The sequence below is a fragment of the Octadecabacter arcticus 238 genome, assembly GCF_000155735.2.
Classification (GTDB): domain Bacteria; phylum Pseudomonadota; class Alphaproteobacteria; order Rhodobacterales; family Rhodobacteraceae; genus Octadecabacter; species Octadecabacter arcticus.
This window is the reverse complement of the sequence record NC_020908.1, coordinates 2,178,764-2,198,239: the sequence shown is the minus strand read 5'-3', so window position 1 is coordinate 2,198,239 and position 19,476 is coordinate 2,178,764. Positions and strand designations below refer to the sequence as shown.

Genomic DNA, 19,476 nt, shown 5'->3' with positions numbered 1-19,476 from the left:
GAGACGAGATGACGGACGCGCTGTCTCCTCTTCGGTCACACACCAAATTTAGTCTATACTCCCGCGCCTGAATTGACCTGAGGTTTTCCCCTCAAATCACTTTGTATTCCTTGAGCGATATGACGCGGAAGTTGTCGGTGACGGTGTCGCGGAACTCTGGCTATTTTTCTGGCAGGGTCTTGCGGAAGAAGTCGAAAATGGCCTCTGTGAATTGGTTGAACGTTGCATAGTGCCGATTGTGGGTGACCCATTTGTGCATAACACCCCAAAGACGCTCGATCGGGTTGAGGTGCGGGGCATATGCTGGCAAGAAATGCAACTTCACCCGACGTTCTGGGCTGTCCAGCCATGGCTGTAGTATCTTGGCATGATGATAGCGGGCATTGTCGACAAAGACGTGGATGGCCGTCTTGGTTTGGTTGTTGCGTTCCAACTTTTCCAGCATCTGTCGGGTTGTCTGGGCATTGATCTTCTCGCCTTCCACAAAGGTGAACTGGAAAGTCTCAAGGTCAAGCGCGCCCTGAATGTTGAGCCGCTTGCGCCCTGATGTCGCCTTCAGGGCCGTCTTTTGTCCCTTGGGGAACCAACCATGGGCGGGGCGGCTCTGGTGTTCGGGGTGGACAGCGTCCGAAAAGACAACCATCTCATCTGCGGCCAACCCGTTCATCAGGGCCTCATATTTGGCAATAAACGCAGCCTGCTTGGCTTCATCGGCCTGTGCAGGCAGCAATTGTGGTTTCTTATACGCGAACCCCAGGCGGCGCATCAGCTTGGCGGCTCCCGACGTGCTGTAGTTTTGGTCGCACTCGGCTAGAACATAGGCACAGACCTCATCGGCATTGCGGGCAGGCTGCGCGGTGAAATGGGCTCTCACCGCCTGCTCTTGCACGACGGACAAATGACCCTGACGCTGGCTGTAGTCCTTCAGACCGAAAAACGATAGTCCCGCACCGGCAAAGGCAAATCGCCACTCCGTCAAAACTGTCGGGCCAATATCCAAAATCCGGCAAACCGTTCCGGCGTCTTCTCCTGCGTCCAAAAGAAGAAACGCGCGCGCCCGTTTCCAAACAAGGGCGTCAACTTTGCGGCGGCGGCAAAGCGCTTCAAGTGCTATACAAGGGCGTCAACTTTGCGGCGGCGGCAAAGCGCTTCAAGTGCTATGCGCTGCTCGTCGGATAAGGAGACTGTTTTGTATTGCTTGCTCATAAACTCAAAATACAGACTGAACGTAAGCATCAACGCTGCCCTTGATCAAGCTGCGTCTTTTGCCTCGGCCTCGGCGTTTTTAGCATCGATCATGTCCTGATAGGCCCACGGCATGAGATCGTTGATACGGTTTGCTTGATGGTCCTGGATGCGTTCCAGCACCCATGCGAGCCAGGCTTTGGGATTCACTTTGTTCATCTTGGCGGTCTCTATCAACGTATAAGCAATTGCTGCAGATTTGCCGCCTGCTTCTGATCCCATGAAGAGATAGTTTTTGCGTCCCACGGCCACAGGGCGCACTGCGCGCTCGGCTGTGTTGTTGTCCAGCTCAAGAAAGCCGTGATCAAGATAGGGCCGTGCCTTTGGCAGGCGCGCCAGTGCATATTTGATCGCCTTGGCCAGCGGCGTCTTGCTAGAGATCTTGCCCAGTTGCTCTTTAAGCCAGACTTCCAGGTCATCAAAGATCGGCTTGGCGTATTCCTGACGCAGGGCCACGCGTTCCGCAGGGGGCAGGAACCGCGCTTGTGTCTCAACATCATAGAGCTTTTTAATCCGCAGCACGGCTTCGCCCGCCACGGGCAGCTTTGTGCTTTCATAAAGGTCAAAGAACTCACGCCGCACATGGGCCATGCATGCCATCTCTTTGACCCGCCCCGTGCGGTAGGCGTCATTATACCCAGCATAGGCATCCGCATGGGCGTAGCCTTCATAGCTTTCGAGATGCTTGCTGGGATGCTCCGCCTCACGGCTGGTGGAGAACTGGTACCACACCGCAGGTGGAGCTCCGCTGGCCCAAGTGTCTTCTTTTCGGGCATAGACCCACAGTCGCGCGGTTTTGGTCTTATTCTTTCCTTTGCCATTGCCCTTCTGGAGCAGCTTGACCGTTGTGTCATCCATGAAGATCGCCTGCGCCTCAAAGACGTGATCGCGGATTGCATCTGAGACGCGCTCCAGCAGTTTGGTGCATTTGCCGACCCATCCCGCCATGAGCGATCCACTCAGATCAATGCCCTCGTTGGCAAACATCTGGCTCTGGCGATACAGCGGCAGATGATAGCCGTATTTACAGCACAGGATGTGGGCCATCAGCGCGGGGCCGACAAAGCTCTTCGGAATGGGTCGGCTTGGCATCTCAGCCTGAACAACGGCCTCACAACAGGTGCAGGCCAGACGCGGGCGGCCAATTTGGTTCACGATGTAATGTCCCGGGACATATTCCAACTCCTCCATCACATCCGTTCCAAGCACTTTGAAGCTGCCGCCACAGTCGGTGCAAGCATCACTGGGGGTGATGGTCTTTTGGACACGCTTCAGCCCCTTTGGGAAAGGTTTGCGCTTGCGCGGTGTGCGGGGCGGCTTGGCCTCAGCGTCAGAGGGTTCATCATCTGTCTCAACGGCTTGTTCGATCTCAAGTTCTTCAAGGATCAACTCAAGCGCCAGCTGTGCACTGCTTTCCGACTTTGAGCCAAAGCGGTGCTTGTTGTGACCGTGGAGTTGCAGGCGCAGATCGGCGATGATGGTGTCTCGGTTCTGGATGGCCCGCGCATGAGCGGTGCGCTCGGCACTCAGGGCGGCGTCCACTGATGCCATCTCATCCTTGAGGCGTTTTTGTACCGTCGCATGGCCAAGGGATGACCCGAGAAACGCTTGCTTCAGCTCTGACAATTCCGCTGTTTGCGCGGCAACGTATGCCTGTACTTCAGGGGGCAGATTAGTCAGATTTGGAGGGGTCTTACTCATGCCATTACATACCAAATCTCGGGCATCATGGGAATCCCACAAAGGCAAGAAGTCCTATAAAACATACAGCTATCCAACCATACTTGGACGCCATGTCTTCTTGAGAATACGCCAGTCTATGCCTTCCATCAGCATCGCAAGCTGTGCGCGGCTTAGGCTGACTTTACCTTCCTTGACTGAGGGCCATACGAACCGTCCACGTTCAAGCCGTTTGGTAAACAGGCACGCGCCCTGACCATCCCACCAGATCATCTTGATCTGATCGCCACGACGGCCACGGAACAAAAATAGATGCCCCGCGTAAGGGTCAGCTGCAAGAACCTGCGCGGTCTGCGCCGCCAGCCCGTTGAAGCCGCGCCGCATATCCGTAACTCCTGCGGCAAGCCAGATCTTCGCATCCCCCAAAACAGGGATCATGCTGCAAGTCCTCGCGCCAGTTCCAGCACAAAGCCAGCATCAACCCCGTCGCTCACGCTCAGCTTGCGACCGTTCTCAAGTGTGATCTCAATATGGGGGACAGGTAAGATGCTGGTGCCGGATGACGCAGGCGTGTCCACCATACCCGCATCGGCAATCTCTACGGGGGTGAACTGGCCTATATCTGATTTGTCAGGCTGAAACCGCCCATCGCTGCGCCATGCATAAATCCGGTTGGTGCCCACACCGTGCTTCTTGGCAACCATTGGAACACTCACGCCAGCAGTGTGGCTTTCCGCTACAAGCTGTCGCTTGAAATCATCCGTGTATTTGGAACCTCGGCCACGCCTAGTCTTGTTCATCATCAAAATCCTCATATCGCGCCAGCCATATCGCCAGCTTCGCGCAATAATCGCACCTTAGATCATGCCAAAAAAAGAGGGGGTTCCCTGTATGTTTACGGTTTTCCCAATCCCGTCTCACGACCGTTGCGCCATACAGCTCCTTGCCCTCCTCCGCTCCGACGTCCTCGCGGCTGTCAGTCGGCTTACGCCGCCGCAGCCAGAGCTCTATAAACGTTTTTTTCACTATGAGCGCCCAGACAATCCGCGCCATCCGTTGCCCGTCAACACATGCTTGCATGTGTGAGAGGGGTGTTCGCCAGCGCCACCCGCACAAGCATCGGTGGCTTGCGCAAAAGCACCCCTCCCAGCCAAGTGCCCGATCCGGCCATTGGATGGACATGCCGCTTTATAATGACACTGTTGGCGCCAATAATCAGCCGTCGCCGCAAAGACCGATCTCCCATTCACTGCCGGGCAGGGCATTGCGGCACGCAATGTCCCGAAAGGGTCGTCGTCGCCCCGAGCCTCTGCTTGCCGCCAGTCGAGTGTTGTCGCGGCACAAGCCCGAGCGTCACGCCAGAGGCGTGCTTGCAGCACGACGCTGCAAAATCGCGCCCTCTGCGGAAGGTCTCAGGGGGCGGCGCGAGGGCAACCAGAGCCGTGGCGATCAACGGCCCAATTCCCGGGATCGTCATCAGCCTGCACGCCACCTCATTCTCTTTGGCACGCCGACTGATCTCTGCGTTGAGCTTAGCCATCTGGCCGTCGAGGCGGGTCTTCGTCTCGATCAGAACCAGCAATGTTGCCCGAGCTTCCTCCGGCAAGCAACTTGCCGGATCCTCTATGATCACAATCAGACGCGCTGCGTTCGCTGCGCCCAGGGGAACCACCTCTCCAAACTCCGTCAGGTGGCCGAGAAGCGCATTGATGGTTTGTGTGCGCTGACGGATCAGCAGCTCCCGGGCCCGGAAGACCATGACTGTAGCCTGCACATCTTCGCTCTTCACCGGCACGAAGCGCATCGATGGGCGTACCGCTGCTTGGCAAATCGCTTCAGCATCAGCGGCATCATTCTTTTGGCGTTTAACGAAGGGTTTGACGTAAGCGGGCGGGATTAGGCGCACTTCGTGGCCCAGCTTATCAATCTCACGGCCCCAGAAATGCGCGCCGCCGCACGCTTCCATCGCAACCACGCATCGCGGAAGTTGGCCGAAAAACGCCAAGACCTGCGTTCGACGTAACTTCTTGCGCAGAACCGCTTGGCCTGCGCCATCAGCTCCATGTACTTGGAATACATTCTTCGCCAAATCGAGACCGACTGTGGTAATATCTGACATGACCGCTCTCCTTTTTGTGGATCATTGCAGACCCATCTTGGCGCATCGATGCCGTCGGGCGGCGGTTACATCATCAAAGCCAGTTTGAACGACTGAAGTGAAGTGGCGCGCATCGTCGCGGTACTGATTACAAACTCAGTACAACCGTATGCCTGCGATAGCCACGTGTGCCTTAAACTCGCGACCAACTGCAAGAATACCGACCCGACGAAGCTGTGCCGGATCAAATATGGCGTCAGTTTTATGCGATATGAACGTGTCAAACGGTACCAGAAGCGTCTGCCATTCTTGTGGCGCCGTGAACTCAGTTCTAAAAGATTGCCATGGCCGCGTCAGTTGGTCAGTGCGTAGGCGAATATCGTATCGTTCGCCATTGCCGCTAACGTCCAGTTCAAGGCCAGTCCATTCGCTTGCATCAAAAGTGTTTTCATCAGCGCCTAGATTGCAAGCGATCTGTATAAAACCACCATTGTTGTCCAGCGACACATCCCCGTACAAGACGGACGCCTTGCGGCCTTGATACGTTTCTTGGCGCATGTCGCCGTTGGACACGCCACCCATTACATTGTCAGCGACGTATTCCCACGTTGGGTTAATATCCATCTTGCTGCGCCCCTTCATAACTGGGTGTTCAAACACGGTTTCTCAGACGATTGGCAGCATTTGGCAATTATCGCAACGATGGACCAAAGACCAATCATACAATAAATTTAGAGATTATTTTCTGAGATGGGGCCGCTCAATTACAGCACCGCCTCTGCGAAAATCCTTTTTGTCTGCTTGCTTGTGGGCATTCATAAGATACACAAGGGGCGGGCTGCCGAGACCAATCTTGCCCCAACTGAGGTTTATTGCACTCCTTCGCACCCAGAACTGCGGTCCATTGGGTTAAACGCGCAAGTATGGGCGTGCCTTCGAACGACTTCTAGTTTGATCTTAACGGTTCGCTTGGGCCTATCAGGACTGGCAGATTAATCGTGTTTGGCAGGCGAATGATGGGGGGGAGATCCGACATATCGTCAGCCCCCATGATTCTCATCATATTCTTGGCTGCTGGAACGCTTGGCGATAAGCACCACGGTGACGGCCTGCTGATGTGAAGAGGCGGTAAGCAAGGCATGGCTCATTGTGTATCGCCAACGTTCAGAAGTATCTGGTGCGTGACCTGCTAACGAAAGTATTTTGAGCTAAACCGGTATGAAAATAAAGCGGGCAAACACCTTATAGCAAAGTACGCGCAACTACAGATTTTTTCATATTTTTTAGAGGCATTTCTTGTTGTATGATTGTTGGATCAGCGACACAGTTAGACCTCCGGCATTAAAGCTCTTTTGCTAGCTGTGAAACGAGCAATGCTAGGCCTCGATCCCGTACAAGGGTCAGAAGTGAAGAAATCAAAGGATAGATCTGTGGCAGGAAGTAAGAGAGGTGAGGGCTGGATAGTCGTGCTCGTGGTTGTTGTTGGGGGCCTCATTTACCTTTTGTCCAAGGGTCTGGAAGGCGACTTAGCTACGATTACAATCGTAGCGGGCGGCTTGTTAACGGTTGTTGCGTTGGGCGGTTATTATTCAGGGGGGAGTGAGAAAGCGCGCATTGAAGAGGCACATCGGCAAATCAGAACTATCACCGAGAAGCACCAAGATGCCCTTGGGAAAATTTACCGCCAGAAAGTTTACCAAGGTCACTACGGTGAACAAAAATACGAGGCATTCGACAAGGAAGTTAATTATTTTTACCAGAATATTATGCTGCCTGAGCTGAACATTTCCGAGGACCTGCTGCTGCTACCCGAACTCTATGAATATGTCGTTGACCAAGTCTACATAACGGCGGAGTCTGCGTTTCCGGGCGTTTCAATAGATACGATCCCGCACGACCCAATCGAATTTGAACATTGGACTGCGAGCGTGCTTAACATGCACGGCTGGGACGCTCAGGCAACCCAAGGAAGTGGCGATCAAGGTTCAGACGTTGTGGCTATTTATGGACGCCACAAATGTATTATCCAATGCAAATTGTACAGAAGCCCAGTTGGGAACAAAGCTGTGCAAGAAGTTAATGCTGCGAAAACGTTTTTTGATGGCGACAGCGCTGTCGTGGTTGGAAAGAGTGGCTATACACGATCCGCAATGCAACTGGCCGACAAGAATGGCGTCCGGCTCATAGATGTTTCTGAGCTGCCGAACCTATCAAACGCTTTGGGATTATCAAACCTGACTTAACCGCAAAAAATGCCGCAGATACCCGAAATAGTCATCAAATAGGAAATGAACAAAGCCCTAGGATCAGGACTCATAACCAGAATATGACGATTGCGGCGAGGAAGACTGTTGGTGATCTGTCGTAGCGAGTTGCGACGCGGCGCCAATCTTTGAGCCTTCCGAACATTCTCTCGATACGGTTGCGTCGTTTGTAACGGCGCTTGTCGTACTTGACGGTCTTTTTGCGCGACTTGCGTCCGGGGATGCAGGGCTTTGTGCCCTTGTCTACAAGGGTTTCGCGGAACCAGTCAGCATCATATCCTCTGTCAACAAGGAGCCACTCGGCTTCAGGCAGGCCATTCATTAGCGCAGCTGCGCCGGTATAATCGCTCACCTGACCTGCAGTAATAAACAAGCGGACCGGGCGACCACTGGTATCTGTAACCGCATGCAGCTTGGCCCCTCTTGTCTTATGATTTTGGCAGTTTTTATGCGAAGCTGGAACAGCTGCGCAGCACGTTATTTATGCCAGGCAGCGGCGGAGGTTGGACCGTTCCCCTCTTGGTCGTTGAGGACCGTCGCTGAGTAAGGTCACCTCCGTCTTTTTTTTGAAACCTGAACGGATACTTGGGCTTTGGGCCCGCATGACAAGACAAGGCTTGGATTCAAACATCAAGTGCAACGGTTGATTTGAAGGCCGCGATTTCGTCGGCCATGGCTTCAGCGGGTGTTCTCCAACCGAGAGTTTTTCTCGGACGGTTGTTCATCAGGTTTGCAACGTCGTTCAGCCATGTTTGGCTTGCACCGTTCAGGTCAGTTCCTTTGGGCATGTACTGACGCAGCAGTCCGTTGGTGTTCTCGTTGCTGCCACGCTGCCAAGGCGCATGCGGATCGCAGAACCAGATATCGATCTTCAACCGTCTGGCGAGTTCGGGGTGGCAGGCCATTTCGGAGCCGCGGTCGTAGGTCATGCTCTTGCGCAAAGCAGCGGGTAGTCGTCTCATCTGGCGGGTGAAGCTGTCGAGCGCGGCCTCGGCCCCATTGCCGTCCATTTTGCAAAGAATGACAAAGCGTGTCTTGCGCTCGACCAAGGTCCCCACTGACGAGCGATTGAATGCGCCCTTGATGAGGTCGCCCTCCCAATAGCCTGGTACCAGTCGCGCTTCGATCTCTTCAGGGCGGTTGATAATGCGCAATGATTCCGGGACCATAGCACTGCCCGCCGCTGTCCTGCGCTTGAGCCCACGCTTAGGCTTCGCTTGACGCAACGCCTCGATCATCGCCGCCTTCAGCCCACCACGTGGCTGCGCGTAAATCGCGGCATAGATGGTCTCATGGCTCACATGGGCGGATGGATCATCAGGCTTCATGAGACGCAGTCTCTGCGCAATCTGCTCAGGCGACCAGTGCAGATGTACGAGCTTGCCATGAACGAAACGATAAAGATCGCTCCCCTCCACAAGCTTGCGCTTGCGGCGGCAGCGCGCGCGCCGGGCATCATACGGAACGTATCAACGACTTTGAGACAGTGGCTTTTGGACTTTAGGCTTGGGTTTCTTCGGTTGGTTTTGGTGGGTTGATCCAGACGGCGGTCGGGATTTGAGGCGGTTTTGGTGGTTTGTGTACGAAGCGTTCGGGCGTGGCGAGGAATGCCGCGTCTAGTGTTGCTTGTCGCGCGGTGTAGATTTCTTGGGTCTGCCCAAAATGGATTTGGTCGGGCGTCATCAGACCAATCTCGGCGTTATGATGGTCTTGGTTATACCATGCAAAGAACCTGCGGCAGAATGCGCGAGCCTGCTCGATGGTTTCAAAGTTCTTGGGGAACTCTGGCTGATATTTCAGTGTTTTGAAGTGGGCTTCGGAGAACGGGTTGTCGTTTGAGGTGTGGGGCCGACTGTGGGACTTGAGCACACCAAGATCAACCAGCATCAGAGCTGTCGTCTTTGCCTTCATGGGCCCACCGCGATCTGCATGCAATGTCAGCTGATCGCGTGGAACCTCGTGTTTTTCCATCGCGTCGATGAACAGCTCTTTGAACTGGCTGGCGCTCTCCGCGTGCTCGACGCGCCAGCCAACAACGCGGCGGCTGAAGATGTCGAGGATGACATAGAGATAGAAGTAGGACCATTTCACCGGGCCCCTCAGCTTGGTGATGTCCCAAGACCAGACCTGATTGGGGGCTTCAGCTAGAAGTTCAGGCTTTTGATAGACGGGATGTGTGCGCTGTCGGCGGCGTTCGCCAACTTCGCCCTGCGCGGCCAATATCCGATACATCGTGCGGATTGAACACAGATAGGTGCCTTCATCCAGCAAGGTGGCAAAGACCTCTGTGGGCGTCTGATCCGCAAAGCGGGGTTCGCGCAGGTGGTGCAATACCTGGTCTCTTTCCCTTTCCGGCAGAGCCCGCGAAGACGCTGCGCGCGGTGGGCGTGTGCGTGGTGGTGCCGTCAGCGCCGCACGCTGTCGAAGAACGCTCGCGCGCGATAATGATAGCGCGGCGCAGACAGCCGAGGTCAAGCCGCTGCCGGTGGGCAATGCAATCGCGACGGCCATCATGATTTGCCGCTGCGCTCTTGCGTCTGCTCCATCTCGTCCAGAAGTCCCGCCACTTTTTTTTGGATGGCAATGATGGCTTCCGCCTGATCCAGACGGCGCCGCAAGGCTGTCACCTCACGGTTGGCCTTGGTCAGCTCAGCTTGCAATGGATTGGCAGGTGCCTTTTGTGGGCCACGGCGCATTGGCTGCAATGCACCCAATGTGCCGGCCGCCCGCGCACGGCGCCAATCGGTCAGTGCAGAGGAATAAAGCCCCTCCCGCCGTAGAATGGCGGAAACCCCGCCAGTGTCTGCCACTTGGTCCGTCTCATCCAGAATGCGCAGTTTGTATTTGGCTGTGAAGTTGCGCCGCTTCGGGATGCTCGTCAGTTCCGCTGTGGGAGCCAACGGCGCATTAACAACGCGGGGAGGCGACGTCGGGGCCAAAACGGCTCCAGATCCAGCATCTGGCGAAAGTGGTGATTGTGAAGGCATAACCATGGGTTCGTTCTCCTACGCCCTCAAGTGTAAACTTTAGCCAGTCAATTGTCTCACGCTTATTGGCACGGAGGGTGGCGAGTTGCGACGCGGCGCCAATCTTTGAGCCTTCCGAACATTCTCTCGATACGGTTGCGTCGTTTGTAACGGCGCTTGTCGTACTTGACGGTCTTTTTGCGCGACTTGCGACCGGGGATGCAGGGCGTTGTGCCCTTGTCTACAAGGGTTTCACGGAACCAATCAGCATCGTACCCTCTGTCAGCGAGGAGCCAGTCAGCCTCAGGCAGATTATTCATCAAGGCGGCTGCACCAGTGTAATCACTGACTTGTCCTGCTGTGATGAAGAGGCGGATTGGTCGTCCGCTGGTGTCTGTGACAGCATGTAGCTTTGTATTCATACCGCCCTTGGTCAACCCGATCAGGCGTCCTCGCCCCCCTTTTTTAACCGCAGGCTGGCGGCCGTACGATGTGCTTTGAGGTAGGTGGCGTCCACTGCCCGGCAGTCGAAACGCAGTTTCGATGAGAGGGGATTGAGATGGTTTTGTTGTCGGGGGCCTGCTCGGCCAGCCCCATCAAGATTTGGGCAAATATGCCCATATCACTCCAGCGCTTCCATCGATTATATAGCGTCTTCGGCGGTCCATACTCGGAAGGTGCATCACACCACCTTAAACCATTGCGATTGATGAAGATAATGCCACTCAAAACACGACGGTCATCAACACGAGCACGACCTCGGCTCTTTGGAAAGTACGGCCGGAGACGCTCCATCTGCGCCTCAGTCAGCCAATACAAATTGCTCATAATATCCCCCTACAATTGAAGACTATGAATCACCACAACGCGACAAACTCAATCAATTAATGGGTCCTGACCCTAAGGTGTGCGTCGTGGATTTTCTTTATCTATGCGTTCTTGCAGCAACTTGCCAAAGCTGCCGCATGGTTTATTTTGACAGTCGTCCCACTCACTCATTCCCAATGATATTAACTTTCAGCGTACACGACGAGAGATTGCCCTCCAAAGATTCTTGATCCGATAGATTTTCCTAACGCTAAGGTTGTCAATCTGAAAGGCAAGACTGCGAGCTGTCTGATGTTTCTTGGAGGAATACTCAAAAAAGCTGTTGAGAGAAAGCTATCTTTAATTGTAAAACCACAGTCTTTTAATGTTTCAAGTGCTGTATATTCACTGAAATAATGCAAATGTCCTACTTCTGTTCGAGCATATTTTATGCCATTGGTGAGAACCTTCATCACATTCATATCAAGAGGTATGTTAAGGCTTATCCCCTTTGCTCCGGCGGCACCTGATGTAGTGCGAAGCGGCTTGCCAATCTAGAATGTTCTGGTATTGTTCTTCCCATGCCAGCCAGATGGAAAAACGACAAACCCATGTCCCGCCCCGCGTTCGACGCCAGGTTTTCTGATGAGGAAGCGTGTTCGCATTATCTGGTGGAACATCGTTGGCCTGAGGGCTTCGTCTGTCCTTCCTGTGGCACCTGCAAGGGCTGGCCGTTAAAGCGAAATCGCGCGACTTGGGAATGTGCCGGTTGCGCACGGCAGACATCCGTGACGGCTGGCACGGTAATGCACAGCAGCCATTTGCCGTTGCGAATTTGGTTTCTTGCCGCGCACATCATCACCAGCCATTCCAACGGCATGTCAGCGCTGCAACTTCAGGCGCAACTTGGCCTTGGCAGCTACAAGACGGGTCGCCATCGTCGCTCGGACCGATGGCGCTTCTCGGCGACCTCCTCTTGCAAAAGCTGCGGCGGTCGATGGTCAACCCTGACCGCAACCCCCTAAAAGACCTTGTCGAAATCGATGAAACAGAGATGCCGTTCCGGTCCCGGCATGATCCCGAGGACCGGCCAAAGGGTGGGCGCAGCCCGGTTGGAAAGATGTTTGTCGTCTGTGCCGTCGAGTTATCAAGTGACGGACATCCGCGCCGTATCAGGATGAAACACATTCCCGACGGCGCGTCAAAGACGCTGCACGGGTTCATTGGTCAGGCTGTAGAGCCTGGCGCTCACATCATCACGGATGGCTGGCTCGGTTACGAAAATCCTCCTGCAAACACGCATGAGGCAAAGGTCGTCAGCGGCAAGAAGGCACACGACATACTCCACTGGGTCCACCGCGTGTTCTCCAACCTAAAAACGTGGGCAAAAGGCGTCTTCCACGGCCTCAGAAAGTGCCATCTACAACGCTATCTCGACGAATTCGTGTTCCGCTGGAACCGACGGCGACACATGCGAAGCGCCTTCGACACGCTGCTGGGGATCGGTGTTGGTCTCGGGCCAGCGACATATCGTGATTTTGTTGAACAGCGCGCCTGAAGGGCCTCGTTCACGGCAAAAGCCACGCCCTATAAACCCACCAGACGTTACAAACTGATCCGATCCGCCTCTAAAGCCACAAGGGCAAGATTCTGCGCCGCGTCAACATGTGGGGCAACCGGACTAAAAGGGATAAGTCTTAGGTATGTTAATGATAAAACTCTGTCCAATCTTCTTGACGTTGTGAAGAAATTAATAATAATCTTGTAAAGGCTTATCTCCTTTGCTCCGGCGGCACTTGATGTAGTGCGACGCGGCTTGCCAATCTAGAGTGTTCTGGTATTGTTCCACCTATGCCAGCCAGATGAAAAAACGACAAACCCATGTCCCGCCCGGCGTTCGATGCCAGGTTTTCTGATGAGGAAGCGTGCTCGCATTCTCCGGCGGAACATCGTTGGCCTGAGGGCTTCGTGTGTCCGTCCTGTGGCACCTGCAAGGGCTGGCCGTTAAAGCGAAGTCGCGCGACTTGGGAATGTGCCGGTTGCGCACGGCAGACATTCGTGACGGCTGGCACGGTGATGCACAGCAGCCATTTGCCGTTGCGAATTTGGTTTCTTGCCGCGCACATCATCACCAGCCATTCCAACGGCATGTCAGCGCAGCAACTTCAGGCGCAACTTGGCCTTGGCAGCTACAAGACGGGTCGCCATCGTCGCTCGGACCGATGGCGCTTCTCGGCGACCTCCTCTTGCAAAAGCTGCGGCGGTCGATGGTCAACCCTGACCGCAACCCCCTGAAAGACCTTGTCGAAATCGATGAAACAGAGATGCCGTTCCGGTCCCGGCATGATCCCGAGAACCGGCCAAAGGGTGGGCGCAGCCCCGTCGGAAAGATGTTTGTCGTCTGTGCCGTCGAGTTATCAAGTGACGGACATCCGCGCCGTATCAGGATGAAACACATTCCCGACGGCGCGTCAAAGACGCTGCACGGGTTCATTGGTCAGGCTGTAGAGCCTGGCGCTCACATCATCACGGATGGCTGGCTCGGTTACGAAAATCCTCCTGCAAACACGCATGAGGCGAAGGTCGTCAGCGGCAAAAAGGCACGCGACATACTCCACTGGGTCCACCGCGTGTTCTCCAACCTAAAAACGTGGGCAAAAGGCGTCTTCCACGGCCTCAGAAAGTGCCATCTGCAACGCTATCTTGACGAATTCGTGTTCCGCTGGAACCGACGGCGACACATGCGAAGCGGCTTCGACACGCTGCTGGGGATCGGTGTTGGTCTCGGGCCAGCGACATATCGTGATTTTGTTAAACAGCGCGCCTGAAGGGCCTCGTTCACGGCAAAAGCCACGCCCTATAAACCCACCAGACGTTACAAACTGATCCGATCCGCCTCTAAAGCCACAAGGGCAAGATTCTGCGCCGCGTCAACATGTGGGGCAACCGGACTAAAAGGGATAAGCCTTAGGTTTGGGTATGGGCTCATTTTGTGATTATTTCCGTGGTTATTCGCATTCTCCTTTTCTTCTGGCGTGGTGACAGCCCGTTTTCCTTCATTGTTCGCGCCACGCAGCGCTCAGATACGGACCTACGAGCAGCTAACAAATCCTCGTAAATCCGCTTGAACCCGTAGCATTTCTTACTGCCTTTAACCGATTTGTGCAAAAAAAGCCGTGTTTGGCCATCAAACGCGGCACCGCCAGTTATGGTACAGATGTTATCTGCTCTCACTTGGCCGCCGTGAGGAAACACGTCGTGATTGCCGGTTGGTCCCGCTTTGTTAAAAACATGATGAAAACTGCCCTAAAGTCCACCGGCGCAAGCGGGGAAACACTGCCGAATGCGACCAAATTGACTCATGCACCTTGACGTTGGGACCATGAGGGCTTTGTTAAGAGTCAGACATCCTAATTCTAAACATGAGGTTTCCCAATGGCTTTCGAACTTCCCGATCTTCCATACGCCCACGACGCGCTTGCGACCAAAGGCATGTCCGCCGAAACGCTTGAGTACCACCACGATAAGCACCACAACGCCTACGTCGAAAACGGCAATAAGGCGATTGCTGGAACTGAATGGGACGGCAAGTCCCTGGAAGATATTATCACTGGTACGTATGACGCATCCGCCGTCGCGCAATCGGGCATTTTCAACAACATCTCCCAGCTTTGGAACCACAACCAGTTTTGGGAAATGATGGGTCCCAACGGTGGGGCGATGCCGTCCGAACTTGAGGCCGCGATCAAAGACAGCTTTGGATCAGTCGACGACTTCAAATCGCAGTTTTCCGCTGCGGGCGCAGGTCAGTTCGGGTCCGGTTGGGCGTGGCTGGTCAAAGACACTGACGGCAGCCTGAAGGTCACCAAGACCGAAAACGGCGTGAACCCTGTGTGCTTTGGCCAAACGGCACTGCTGGGCTGTGATGTGTGGGAACATTCTTATTACATCGACTTCCGCAACGCGCGTCCAAAGTATTTGAACAACTTCCTCGACAATCTTGTGAACTGGGAAAACGTCGCATCCCGCATGTGATGATTGCTCATTCCAAAAGGAAAGGCCCGCCTGCAACGGCGGGCCTTTTTTGTGGTTTGGGTCAATTTTGAGGGCAATTTGCGAAAACTGCTAGGCCCGTGCTTCATATCCCAGTGACGCACGTGCGATTTGTGCCTCGTGACTGCGCAAGACAATGCGCGCGTCGCGGAACCCGAGGTTGAGTTTTGGGTCCTTTAATTCTGGGAACAAAGAATAAACCTCGTCAACTTGATCAGATGCCATTCCAGTCATCGTCTATGCGCCCAGCTGAAAGCTTTCGGTCCAGATGGCATCGACCATCAGAACCTCATGGCGGGCACACAAGCGATGCAAATAGCTTACATTGCGTGGCGCGACTTTTTCGACGCAGTGCATGCCGACAAGGTGTTTGGCTGCCACAAGCACCTCGTCCTCACCGAAATTCACCGTTAGTCGCGGGCCGTTCAACAGGATGCGATGGTTTGGCGACACGATCATATCTGACATTGGCATGCCGTGGCCAAACGCACCTTTGTGAATACGGATTAAACTAAATACAATAAGGCGACAGGTAGGCGGAGCCGCGTAATTATTCGCTAAAGATACTCGCCCAGCGGGTCAAAATAAGACGCAATGGTTTATAGCGTGCTAACGCCTGTCCCCTCTAGGGGCAAAGATTCGTGAATTATCACCAATAACATTGGTGCGTCAGCTGGCGCTGGCCCGCACTGCCGCGAGGTCCGTGGTCAGCGTGTCCACATCAGGCACGACGGTCAGGAAGTCGCGCAGGCTGGCATCGGCGAACCCTTGGTCGATGATCTGATCCATCAAGGCCAAAAGCGGGTCCCAGTAGCCGTTCTGATTTAGCACGAAAATTGGTTTCGCGTGCAGGCCAAGCTGGCGCCATGTCAGTGCCTCAAACAATTCATCCATCGAGCCCGCGCCGCCGGGCAGAACAACGACAGCATCGGCGTTCATCAGCATGACCTTTTTACGCTCGTGCATGGTTTCAGTAACGATGAAGGTCGTCAGGTCGGTCTTACCGACCTCCCAGTCTAGTAAGTGTTGTGGGATCACACCGAACGTATCGCCGCCGCCCGCCTGCGCTGCGCGCGCCACGCGCCCCATCAACCCGACATCACCAGCGCCGTAAACCAGCCGCCAGCCGTTGCGCGCTAGCATCGTGCCACAATCTGTTGCGGCTTGGGCATAGGCGGGATCGAGCCCATCGCGTGAGCCGCAGTAGACGCAAACAGAAAAACTGCGCTTGAAGGGGGTGCTGTTGGTCATGATTGGTCCAATCAAAGGGAGGGGGTGCGAAAGCATCTTTTGACCCCTGATAGTCCCGTTGTTACAGTCTGCCAACTGTTGGGGAGCTAAATCGTGCAGACCAGAAATTTAATGATCACCGGTGGCCTTGTATCGGCGGTGGCAATTGCTGTTGCGGTGTACCTTTGGCCGATGCCGGACCTGACCAGTGCGCCGCTTGCGCCAGTGCAAAACTCGGGGAAAACTTTGGGGCAAGATGTGGTAACTAACGCAGCGCTTGATACTGTGGCTCCTGATCCTGTTCTCCAAGACGAGGCCATTTCACAACCTGCCGGTGATGATATGCAAGCCCGAGAACCCGCGGACGTACCTGTTATTGACACAGTTAATTTGACAGACCTGCGGTTCGAACCGGATGGCGGTTTCGTTGTGTCCGGTCTGGTTACGCCGGACCTGCCTGTTGCTGCGATGGTTAATGATGTCGAGGTCGAACGGGTCATGGCCAACACCGACGGCACATTTTTTATCGTCGGTTTTTTGGGCTTTTCAGACGCGCCACGTATCCTGACAGTCGTGAGCGATCCTGACGGAACGCCGACACTGGCGGAGCAAACATTTGTGCTGGCCGCCAATCCTGCGCCGGTTGTTGTTGCGAATACTGAAGTTGAGATTGCGGTTGAGCCCGAAACGACACTTGCGCAAGTGGCCGCAGCCGTATCGGCTGATGCCGCCACAGAGAGTCTGACGCCAATCAACGCACCTGTTCAAACACCCGCTCAATCACCTGTTGAAATACCTGTCGAGTCGTCAATTGAAGCACCTGATGTGACAGTGGCGCAGGTTTCGGTTGAAACACCAACGCCTGACCCAACCTCAACGGAGCCATTAATTGAGAGCGACGCTGCGCAAAGCACGACAGCCAATCCGTCCACCCCTGCAATTCTTGCCATCACGCAAGACGGAGTCGATGTGATCCAGCCAGCGGTTGCCGCCGACACGCCGCCCGAAGTCATGTCCAACGTCGCCCTCGATGCCATTACCTATGAACCCTCGGGCGACGTAATCTTGCGTGGCCGCGCCATTGGGCAAGGTGGCGACGGGTTTGTGCAGGTCTACATTAATAACGCGCCTGTCAGCCGCCTTCCGATTGACGCGAACGGCACATGGCGCGGCGATTTACCGGATGTAAAAACGGGCGTTTACAACTTGCGAATTGATGAAATAGACGCGGCGGGTGACGTGGTCAGCCGCATCGAAACGCCGTTCTTGCGCGAAGACCCTGCCGATGTTATCGCAGCCATGGCAAACGACGTCGCGAATCCGAACTTCACCGTGGCAACACGCACGGTGCAGCCCGGCGCGACGCTGTGGGCGATTGCCGAGGAACGCTACGGATCGGGGATTTTGTACCTGAAGGTGTTCGAGGCCAACCGCGACCGCATCCGCGATCCTGACCTGATTTATCCCGGTCAGGTATTTACGGTGCCGCCACCAGACGTGGCGGACAACAATTGAGCGATCTGGGCGGCGTTCCACGGCTGGCATGGGACTGGTTCCGCGATGGGCGCGGTGTAGTTGTGGCAACGGTCGTTGAAACATGGGGCTCGGCCCCGCGACCTGTCGGCAGCCAATTGGTGATCCGTGATGATGGTCACATGGAAGGGTCCGTGTCGGGCGGCTGTGTTGAAGGCGCGGTGATCGTTGAAGCGCTCGAGGCGTTAGAGGGCGGTCCAGACCAAAAACACGCGCGGCTGCTGGAGTTTGGCGTCACTGACGACGAAGCCTTTGCCGTCGGGCTTGCCTGCGGTGGTCGCATCAAGGTGCTGGTCGAACCGGTTGTCGGACAGGCAAACGGGGAAGCGACGCGTGGTGCGATGACCGTCGATGTCTTGGCGCAACTGGTTACGCAGCGCGAGGCGCGCGTGCCGGTGGCCTATGTCGCAGATTTGGACGGCACAACGCGACAACTGGACAGCGCGCAGGCCTATCCTGACCGGTTCCGGCTGGATCGTTCCGGTGTAGAAGACGACGCGCGCACGTTTGTGGCCGTCCACAACCCGCCCTTGCGGATGTTTGTCGTTGGCGGTGTTCATATCGCGCAATTATTGGTGCCGATGGCGCGCGCCTGCGGCTATGACGTCGCGCTTGTTGATCCGCGCCCCTCATTCGCGTCGCCGACGCGGTTTCCTGACCTGCAAATTCTGGACGATTGGCCGGACGACGCATTGCAGGCGGTGGGTCTTGATGCGCGTTGTGCCGTTGTGACGTTGACCCATGATCCGAAACTGGATGACCCCGCGATTATGGCAGCGCTGCGCTCGGACGTGTTTTACCTTGGCTGTCTGGGATCAAAACGGACCCACGCCAAACGCGTTGAACGATTGCAAAAGGCGGGGTTTGGCGCGGACGCAATTGCGCGGATCAATGCGCCTGTGGGGCTAGACATCGGTGGGCGATCACCGGCTGAAATTGCAGTCAGTGTCATTGCGCAGGTGACGCAAATCTTGCGACAAGGATAACGCTTCACGAAAAAGGTGTTCTCAGATCGATGATGGCGTGTTTAACTCCACCAACACTTGCACATCTGGGAGGATCGCACATGGCACAGGTTTCAATGACTGTGAATGGCAAAGCTGTCAGCGGTGACGTCGAAGGACGCACGCTGCTGTCGGATTTTTTGCGCATAGATTTGAATTTGACGGGCACGCATATTGGCTGTGACACCAGCCAATGCGGCGCCTGTGTGGTGCATGTGAATGGTGAAGCGGTGAAGGCCTGCACGATGTTTGCAGCCGAAGCAGACGGCGCGGATGTTGGCACAATCGAAGGACAGGCCAATGAGGACGGCTCCCTGAACGTGATCCAGCAGGCGTTTCAAGACCACCACGGATTGCAGTGCGGTTTTTGCACGCCGGGCATGGTGATGTCGACGGCGTCCTTGCTCAAGGAAAACCCGAAACCGTCAGTGCAAGAGATCCGCACGTATCTTGACGGCAATATTTGCCGCTGCACGGGCTACCACAATATCGTCAAAGCCATCATGGCCGCGTCCGGACAGGACGTATCCGCCATCGCCGCTGAATAAATTCGCCAGCCCATCCAGCTTTGGCTGTTTTCGCGGGGAGGCGAGGGC

15 protein-coding genes and 6 pseudogenes are annotated in these 19,476 nt (G+C 55.2%); 7 read left to right on the top strand and 14 right to left on the bottom strand.

Annotated features, from left to right (window positions below; all coding sequences use genetic code 11):
- Positions 1 to 91: 91 nt before the first annotated feature.
- From OA238_RS11440 to OA238_RS11410, 6 genes and pseudogenes are all read right to left on the bottom strand, one after another.
- Positions 92 to 1,206 (bottom strand): annotated as a pseudogene (locus tag OA238_RS11440) (IS630 family transposase).
- Positions 1,207 to 1,251: 45 nt separating this feature from the next.
- Positions 1,252 to 2,946 carry an IS66 family transposase gene (gene tnpC, locus OA238_RS11435; RefSeq protein ID WP_051076454.1) on the bottom strand — a complete coding sequence of 565 codons (1,695 nt, stop codon included), beginning with the start codon at positions 2,944 to 2,946 and terminating at the stop codon, positions 1,252 to 1,254.
- A gap of 69 nt (positions 2,947 to 3,015) precedes the next feature.
- The gene (gene tnpB / locus OA238_RS11430) at positions 3,016 to 3,363 is read right to left on the bottom strand and encodes an IS66 family insertion sequence element accessory protein TnpB (protein WP_015494728.1); all 348 of its coding nucleotides are present in this window, start codon (positions 3,361 to 3,363) and stop codon (positions 3,016 to 3,018) included.
- Positions 3,360 to 3,728 carry a transposase gene (locus OA238_RS11425; RefSeq protein WP_015494727.1) on the bottom strand — a complete coding sequence of 123 codons (369 nt, stop codon included), beginning with the start codon at positions 3,726 to 3,728 and terminating at the stop codon, positions 3,360 to 3,362. The genes tnpB and OA238_RS11425 overlap by 4 nt, the downstream gene beginning before the upstream one ends.
- Before the next feature lie 182 nt (positions 3,729 to 3,910).
- Positions 3,911 to 5,044, bottom strand: a pseudogene (locus OA238_RS11415) (IS110 family RNA-guided transposase).
- Between the two features lie 135 nt (positions 5,045 to 5,179).
- On the bottom strand, positions 5,180 to 5,647 hold the full coding sequence (locus OA238_RS11410) for a CIA30 family protein (RefSeq protein WP_015495287.1): 468 nt from the start codon (positions 5,645 to 5,647) through the stop codon (positions 5,180 to 5,182).
- 806 nt (positions 5,648 to 6,453) lie between these two features.
- On the opposite strand from OA238_RS11410, the gene OA238_RS11405 reads away from it, so the two are divergent.
- Positions 6,454 to 7,266, top strand: coding sequence for a restriction endonuclease (locus tag OA238_RS11405; RefSeq protein WP_044038236.1), 813 nt, complete (start codon positions 6,454 to 6,456; stop codon positions 7,264 to 7,266).
- A 70-nt stretch (positions 7,267 to 7,336) separates the two neighbouring features.
- Here OA238_RS11405 and OA238_RS11400 read toward each other — a convergent pair whose 3' ends face one another.
- The 4 genes and pseudogenes from OA238_RS11400 to OA238_RS30110 all read right to left on the bottom strand — a co-directional run bounded on the left by OA238_RS11400 (position 7,337) and on the right by OA238_RS30110 (position 11,081).
- Complete coding sequence (locus tag OA238_RS11400) at positions 7,337 to 7,768, bottom strand: IS5 family transposase (protein ID WP_275450514.1); 432 nt, start codon at positions 7,766 to 7,768, stop codon at positions 7,337 to 7,339.
- A gap of 142 nt (positions 7,769 to 7,910) precedes the next feature.
- A pseudogene (locus tag OA238_RS11395) lies at positions 7,911 to 8,747 on the bottom strand (IS30 family transposase); the annotation flags it as partial.
- Between the two features lie 40 nt (positions 8,748 to 8,787).
- Positions 8,788 to 10,280, bottom strand: a protein-coding gene (locus tag OA238_RS11390) for an IS3 family transposase (protein WP_085982754.1) whose coding sequence is annotated in 2 segments (ribosomal slippage) — positions 8,788 to 9,830 and positions 9,830 to 10,280 — 1,494 coding nt in all. Because the reading frame shifts where the segments join, the coding sequence is not laid out codon by codon here.
- A gap of 56 nt (positions 10,281 to 10,336) precedes the next feature.
- Positions 10,337 to 11,081, bottom strand: a pseudogene (locus tag OA238_RS30110) (IS5 family transposase).
- A 560-nt stretch (positions 11,082 to 11,641) separates the two neighbouring features.
- Here OA238_RS30110 and OA238_RS11375 point away from each other — a divergent pair.
- Positions 11,642 to 12,618: pseudogene (locus OA238_RS11375) on the top strand (IS1595 family transposase).
- Between the two features lie 323 nt (positions 12,619 to 12,941).
- A pseudogene (locus OA238_RS11370) lies at positions 12,942 to 13,888 on the top strand (IS1595 family transposase).
- A gap of 157 nt (positions 13,889 to 14,045) precedes the next feature.
- Here the strand turns inward: OA238_RS11370 and OA238_RS35005 are convergent.
- Positions 14,046 to 14,294 (bottom strand): IS3 family transposase, encoded by a 249-nt coding sequence (locus OA238_RS35005; RefSeq protein ID WP_187293173.1) that lies wholly within the window; start codon positions 14,292 to 14,294, stop codon positions 14,046 to 14,048.
- A gap of 201 nt (positions 14,295 to 14,495) precedes the next feature.
- Here OA238_RS35005 and OA238_RS11360 point away from each other — a divergent pair, with 201 nt between their 5' ends.
- Complete coding sequence (locus OA238_RS11360; protein WP_015495280.1) at positions 14,496 to 15,095, top strand: superoxide dismutase; 600 nt, start codon at positions 14,496 to 14,498, stop codon at positions 15,093 to 15,095.
- Positions 15,096 to 15,185: 90 nt separating this feature from the next.
- Here the strand turns inward: OA238_RS11360 and OA238_RS32740 are convergent, their stop codons facing one another.
- The 3 genes from OA238_RS32740 to OA238_RS11350 form a co-directional block, all read right to left on the bottom strand.
- Entirely contained in the window at positions 15,186 to 15,338 is a 153-nt protein-coding gene (locus tag OA238_RS32740) for a hypothetical protein (RefSeq protein WP_187293172.1), read from the bottom strand.
- 12 nt (positions 15,339 to 15,350) lie between these two features.
- The gene (locus tag OA238_RS28940) at positions 15,351 to 15,614 is read right to left on the bottom strand and encodes a Hint domain-containing protein (RefSeq protein ID WP_275450513.1); all 264 of its coding nucleotides are present in this window, start codon (positions 15,612 to 15,614) and stop codon (positions 15,351 to 15,353) included.
- Between the two features lie 168 nt (positions 15,615 to 15,782).
- Positions 15,783 to 16,364, bottom strand: a complete 582-nt coding sequence (locus OA238_RS11350; protein WP_044038231.1) for an LOG family protein — start codon at positions 16,362 to 16,364, stop codon at positions 15,783 to 15,785.
- A 93-nt stretch (positions 16,365 to 16,457) separates the two neighbouring features.
- On the opposite strand from OA238_RS11350, the gene OA238_RS11345 reads away from it, so the two are divergent.
- From OA238_RS11345 to OA238_RS11335, 3 genes are all read left to right on the top strand, one after another.
- Entirely contained in the window at positions 16,458 to 17,858 is a 1,401-nt protein-coding gene (locus tag OA238_RS11345; RefSeq protein WP_245581501.1) for a LysM peptidoglycan-binding domain-containing protein, read from the top strand.
- Positions 17,855 to 18,862 carry an XdhC family protein gene (locus tag OA238_RS11340; RefSeq protein ID WP_015495276.1) on the top strand — a complete coding sequence of 336 codons (1,008 nt, stop codon included), beginning with the start codon at positions 17,855 to 17,857 and terminating at the stop codon, positions 18,860 to 18,862. Before OA238_RS11345 ends, OA238_RS11340 begins: the two co-directional genes overlap by 4 nt.
- A gap of 80 nt (positions 18,863 to 18,942) precedes the next feature.
- On the top strand, positions 18,943 to 19,428 hold the full coding sequence (locus OA238_RS11335; RefSeq protein ID WP_044036692.1) for a (2Fe-2S)-binding protein: 486 nt from the start codon (positions 18,943 to 18,945) through the stop codon (positions 19,426 to 19,428).
- The last annotated feature ends 48 nt before the right edge of the window (positions 19,429 to 19,476 follow it).

Bases quoted from the DNA above. Each gene is read 5' to 3' on its own strand.
- tnpC (WP_051076454.1), bottom strand. From the start codon at position 2,946: ATGAGTAAGACCCCTCCAAATCTGACTAATCTGCCCCCTGAAGTACAG.
- tnpB (WP_015494728.1), bottom strand. From the start codon at position 3,363: ATGATCCCTGTTTTGGGGGATGCGAAGATCTGGCTTGCCGCAGGAGTT.
- OA238_RS11425 (WP_015494727.1), bottom strand. From the start codon at position 3,728: ATGATGAACAAGACTAGGCGTGGCCGAGGTTCCAAATACACGGATGAT.
- OA238_RS11410 (WP_015495287.1), bottom strand. From the start codon at position 5,647: ATGGATATTAACCCAACGTGGGAATACGTCGCTGACAATGTAATGGGT.
- OA238_RS11360 (WP_015495280.1), top strand. From the start codon at position 14,496: ATGGCTTTCGAACTTCCCGATCTTCCATACGCCCACGACGCGCTTGCG.
- OA238_RS32740 (WP_187293172.1), bottom strand. From the start codon at position 15,338: ATGGCATCTGATCAAGTTGACGAGGTTTATTCTTTGTTCCCAGAATTA.
- OA238_RS11350 (WP_044038231.1), bottom strand. From the start codon at position 16,364: ATGACCAACAGCACCCCCTTCAAGCGCAGTTTTTCTGTTTGCGTCTAC.
- OA238_RS11335 (WP_044036692.1), top strand. From the start codon at position 18,943: ATGGCACAGGTTTCAATGACTGTGAATGGCAAAGCTGTCAGCGGTGAC.